General features: G+C 60.4%; 7 protein-coding genes. 3 read left to right on the forward strand and 4 right to left on the reverse strand.

Going from position 1 to position 3,888, the window contains the following annotated elements; translation table 11 throughout:
• Positions 1 to 414 (reverse strand): hypothetical protein (locus P8Y39_12730; protein ID MEJ2193181.1); only part of this gene is annotated, 414 nt, incomplete at its 3' end.
• Between the two features lie 446 nt (positions 415 to 860).
• On the opposite strand from P8Y39_12730, the gene cysQ reads away from it, so the two are divergent.
• A complete protein-coding gene (gene cysQ, locus P8Y39_12735; protein ID MEJ2193182.1) occupies positions 861 to 1,658 on the forward strand; it encodes a 3'(2'),5'-bisphosphate nucleotidase CysQ in 798 nt (265 codons plus the stop codon).
• A gap of 101 nt (positions 1,659 to 1,759) precedes the next feature.
• Complete coding sequence (locus tag P8Y39_12740; GenBank protein MEJ2193183.1) at positions 1,760 to 1,963, forward strand: heavy-metal-associated domain-containing protein; 204 nt, start codon at positions 1,760 to 1,762, stop codon at positions 1,961 to 1,963.
• A gap of 59 nt (positions 1,964 to 2,022) precedes the next feature.
• On the opposite strand, the gene P8Y39_12745 is transcribed toward P8Y39_12740, so the two are convergent.
• Both P8Y39_12745 and P8Y39_12750 read right to left on the reverse strand, forming a co-directional pair.
• The gene (locus tag P8Y39_12745; protein ID MEJ2193184.1) at positions 2,023 to 2,340 is read right to left on the reverse strand and encodes a hypothetical protein; all 318 of its coding nucleotides are present in this window, start codon (positions 2,338 to 2,340) and stop codon (positions 2,023 to 2,025) included.
• A gap of 109 nt (positions 2,341 to 2,449) precedes the next feature.
• Positions 2,450 to 2,656 (reverse strand): hypothetical protein, encoded by a 207-nt coding sequence (locus P8Y39_12750; GenBank protein MEJ2193185.1) that lies wholly within the window; start codon positions 2,654 to 2,656, stop codon positions 2,450 to 2,452.
• A 238-nt stretch (positions 2,657 to 2,894) separates the two neighbouring features.
• Here P8Y39_12750 and P8Y39_12755 point away from each other — a divergent pair, with 238 nt between their 5' ends.
• Positions 2,895 to 3,377: a hypothetical protein gene (locus P8Y39_12755; protein ID MEJ2193186.1), complete on the forward strand. Its 483-nt coding sequence runs from the start codon at positions 2,895 to 2,897 to the stop codon at positions 3,375 to 3,377.
• Positions 3,378 to 3,436: 59 nt separating this feature from the next.
• Here the strand turns inward: P8Y39_12755 and P8Y39_12760 are convergent, their stop codons facing one another.
• On the reverse strand, positions 3,437 to 3,841 hold the full coding sequence (locus tag P8Y39_12760; GenBank protein ID MEJ2193187.1) for a DUF2914 domain-containing protein: 405 nt from the start codon (positions 3,839 to 3,841) through the stop codon (positions 3,437 to 3,439).
• Positions 3,842 to 3,888 lie beyond the last annotated feature (47 nt).

Genomic DNA, 3,888 nt, shown 5'->3' on the forward strand with positions numbered 1-3,888 from the left:
TTCTTCTTTCTTTTCTTCAGCTTCAGTTTCTTCCCTATCGTAATCTATCTCAACTAAGCCGAATGTCCCTGGGGCAACGAGCCTAAAGATTCTCTCGACCTTTGTATAAGGCCCGAGTGAACCCCTCAAGGAAGAACGGGTTTTTCTGTTAAACTCAAGCCCTATGCCCTCAATGATTTCCTTTATATGCATTGGGCGTCTTGTCTTTTTTAATAGCTCATAAGTTTTGTAGGTCAGGCTGCCGTGCTTCAGCCTAATTGGCTCAGACCCATTTGTCTCACCCCGAGGCAATATACGCATGGAATCTTGTAAGGCTTGAATATATGCCCTGCATTCCATGATTTTTTGCTCGTATTCGGCAATTTCCTGTTCCTTCTTCTTAATCCTATCTTCAAACTTGTCTCTAAGTCCCATACTCCACTCCCTTGAAAGCGTGTTGGATTTATTAAAGCATAATTGGCTGAATATTTCAAATGTCATAAGTGCGTGGCATGAAGAGGCTAATCAATCCACTACACGCACAGTCTACTAGCTTGAATATTAAAGATATTTAGAGAGATGAGTGGAGAATAATACAATTCATTGTGTGGTTGGTGCTGCGCTTTTAGCATATGCCTGAAGGCATTCTTTTCCGAGGACCGGGTCACATCCCATTCTATACCGCTATGCAACCTTAAATTTTTACTCTTAAAATCCATAATTTTTGAGAAATGGTAGGTGTTATATGCAAATTCCAGGTTCTCGTGTAGCACGTCCCACCTTATATCAAACAGGAGACATCCTCCCTTAAAAGCCACACATAACCCGGACGTGTTACCATAAAACGCCATGGAAAACCACGTCGGCTCCGAGACATCCTGATGCAGCGGGGGGACCTTCTTCAGGCTCTCATAGCCACAGCGCGGGAGGCGGGCCAGGCCGTCATGGAGGTCTACGCCTCCACCTACGAGGTCTCCTACAAGGAGGACCGCTCCCCCCTCACCACGGCGGACAAACGCTCCCACGAGGTCATCCGGGCCCGCCTCCGGGAGCTCACCCCCGGCATCCCCGTCCTTTCGGAGGAGGGCAGGAGCATTCCCTACGCCGAGCGCCGGAACTGGAGGGAGTTCTACCTGGTGGACCCCCTGGACGGCACGAAGGAGTTCATTAACAGAAACGGGGAGTTCACCGTCAACATCGCCCTTTTAAGAGAGAACAGGCCGGTGGCGGGCGTGATGGATGTGCCCGCGCTGGGGACGACCTACTACGCGGAGGAGGACCGGGGGGCATACCGCCTTGAAGGGGACGCCCCGCCCCGCCGCCTTTCCGTGAGGGGCGAGCCCGACCCGGAGGGCCTCACGGTGGTGGCCAGCCGCTCCCACGCCACGGCGGCGCTTGAGGACTACCTCAGGCGCCTGCACGTCAAGGAGCTGGTCTCCCGGGGGAGCGCCCTCAAGTTCGCCCTGGTGGCGGAGGGACGGGCCGACATCTATCCCCGCCTGGGCCCCACCTGGGAGTGGGACACCGCGGCGGGGCACGCCATTTTGCTTGAGGCGGGGGGCAGGGTGCTCGACATGGAGGGCAACCCCCTGGCCTACAACAAGGAGAGCCTCAAGCACGCGGGCTTCCTCGCCCTGGGCGTTCATGCGCAGGGGGAAGTTAGGCGCAAGAGGGACTAGCGTCCTCCCCTGCGTACCCCCCAAAAAAGAAGGCCGGTCCCCGTCATAATTTATTCACATTCTCCTGTTAGGCTAAGGTAAGACCAGCGAGGAGGTGACTCATGGCACAGGCGTCATTGAAGATAAGCGGCATGCACTGCCACCACTGTGTCCAGACGGTGCGGAAGGCCCTCCAGACCGTCCCCGGCGTGGCGGAGCCGGACGTAAAGGTGGGAGAAGCCACCGTCACCTACGACGAGAGCAAGGCCACCGTGCAGGACATGGCCCGGCAGCTTGAAAAGCTGGGCTACACGGTGCAGAAGTAAAGCTCGCCCACAAAGTGCAAGGGCCGGCCAGGACCGGCCCTTTTTTGTTGGCCTCCGGGCTACTTGAGGGCCTCTATCTGAAGAATCTCGATAATCCGTCCCACCATGCATGCAGAGGCGACGTCGCTGCGGGCCCTGGCCTTGAAGGCCACCCGGAGGCCGTCCCGCCTGAACGCATCGGGGAGGTTCAGGGGCTCGTACCTCCTGCCCTCCTCATCCACGATGCTCCAGCAGCCCCCCTCCACGTCCACGAACCGCACGGTGCCCTTCCCCGTGATGACGGGCTCCTCGGGGGAGGGCGCCGTCCCGCCGCTGGCGCAGGCCAGGGGAGCCATGAGCAGAACTCCCGCCAGAGCGAGCCACCAGAGCCTCTTCATTCCGGCCCTCCTTTCCTGGCCACGTGAGACCCCGACCCGGGCCCGTCTCCCAGACGCTGCTTTCGTGTGCACGGCGCGGACCCTGAAGGCGCTTCCAAGCCGCGCCTCCTCAAGCAAGAAGGATGTCCCGCCCGCCGGCCTCTTCGTCCTTGAAAAGGGGGATCCATTCCTCCTTGAGCATCACGAATGTCATTATCTTTCCGCATCGCGTGCACTGCCTCACCTCGGCGGCACGGATGCCCAGGTCCGCAGCCTCCGGGGTGATGGCCGGGTGGGAGATGACCTCGTACTGATGCTCGTGCCTTTCCTCTTCCATGACGCCTCCTTCCTATACCCTAGGGCAAACGAGGCCCCCTGTCCACCGGCCTCGGCCTGCGGCCATGGAAAGGTCCGGTGACGCTCCGTCCGCTCTCCGTGTCCCGTGCAAACTATAACACATTCCAGGAGGGCCCAATCCGTCTGCGCGTGCGGTGAAACCCCGCCCTTTCGGAAGGCCCAGCCCTTCCCCTGACCCTTCTCAGGCTCTATAATGAAACTGAGCGGAGGCCATGAACGTGAAAGAAGCCGCAGACGACATAGCCCGGAGATTCAGGTGGTGCTCGCACTTCGAGGAGATAACCGCCGAGGCCTACGACCTGCTGGCCGAGCAGTTCTCCGACGACCCGGAGGCGTGGCGGTTCTTCAGCACCCTCTCCCTCGAGGAGAAGGACCACGCCAACGTCATGCGCTTCGGCAGGGTATATGGCAGGCCGGAAAAGATGCCCTTCCCCTCCCCCGACTGGCCCGGCATTTACCGGACCATCCAGATGTCCGAGGAGCTCCTGAAGCGGGCCCGGTCGGGACGGCTCTCCCTGCAGGAGGCCCTCAGCCTTGCCCTGGGCCTGGAGGAAAGCACCGCAGAGGCGTACTATTTTGACCTCATGAGGAGTGAGGAGGACCTGGGCATCCTCAAGCGCCTGCGGGAGATATTCTCGGCCGAGGAGACCCACGCCGAGATGATAAGGGAATTCATGGCGCAAAGGGGCCTCGCCCGTTGAGCGGGGCGAGGCTCAGCGCCGGACGGGCTCCTCCTCGCGCCAGGCCGCTTTTCTTCGGTCTACCGGGGCGGCTCCGGCAGGACCTCGAAGGACGTCTCGGCCAGGACCTCACCCTGGGAGTCCAGAAGCCTCACGGTCCAGGCGCCTGTCCTCCCGCCCAGCCTCTTCGAGGACCAGGTCCTGTAGCGGGGACTCTCCTTGAGGGGGATGTCCACGCGGGCCAGCTCCTGGCCCATGTGAAGCCAGACGAAGGAGACTACGGTGTCGGCCTCGACGGAGCCGGCCTCGAGGAAGGCATAGACCGTGCCCACCGTGACGGGAAGGCTCTGGGAGACCCCCACGGGCTCCCGGTCCACCACGTCCCGGGCCACCACGAAGCGCTGCACCTCGAAGGCCCGGGCCTCCTGGGGCAGAAAGGCCAGGGCCAGCGCGGCGAAGGAGAGAACGACAAGGACTTTTCTCATGGGACACCTCCGTTACTGTTTTGTGCGGGCAGCCATCGGTTTCCCCC

This window comes from Nitrospirota bacterium, from assembly GCA_037386965.1.
GTDB lineage: Bacteria > Nitrospirota > Thermodesulfovibrionia > Thermodesulfovibrionales > JdFR-86 > JARRLN01.

Bases quoted from the DNA above. Each gene is read 5' to 3' on its own strand.
- P8Y39_12745 (MEJ2193184.1), bottom strand. From the start codon at position 2,340: ATGAAGAGGCTCTGGTGGCTCGCTCTGGCGGGAGTTCTGCTCATGGCT.
- cysQ (MEJ2193182.1), top strand. From the start codon at position 861: ATGCAGCGGGGGGACCTTCTTCAGGCTCTCATAGCCACAGCGCGGGAG.
- P8Y39_12760 (MEJ2193187.1), bottom strand. From the start codon at position 3,841: ATGAGAAAAGTCCTTGTCGTTCTCTCCTTCGCCGCGCTGGCCCTGGCC.
- P8Y39_12740 (MEJ2193183.1), top strand. From the start codon at position 1,760: ATGGCACAGGCGTCATTGAAGATAAGCGGCATGCACTGCCACCACTGT.
- P8Y39_12750 (MEJ2193185.1), bottom strand. From the start codon at position 2,656: ATGGAAGAGGAAAGGCACGAGCATCAGTACGAGGTCATCTCCCACCCG.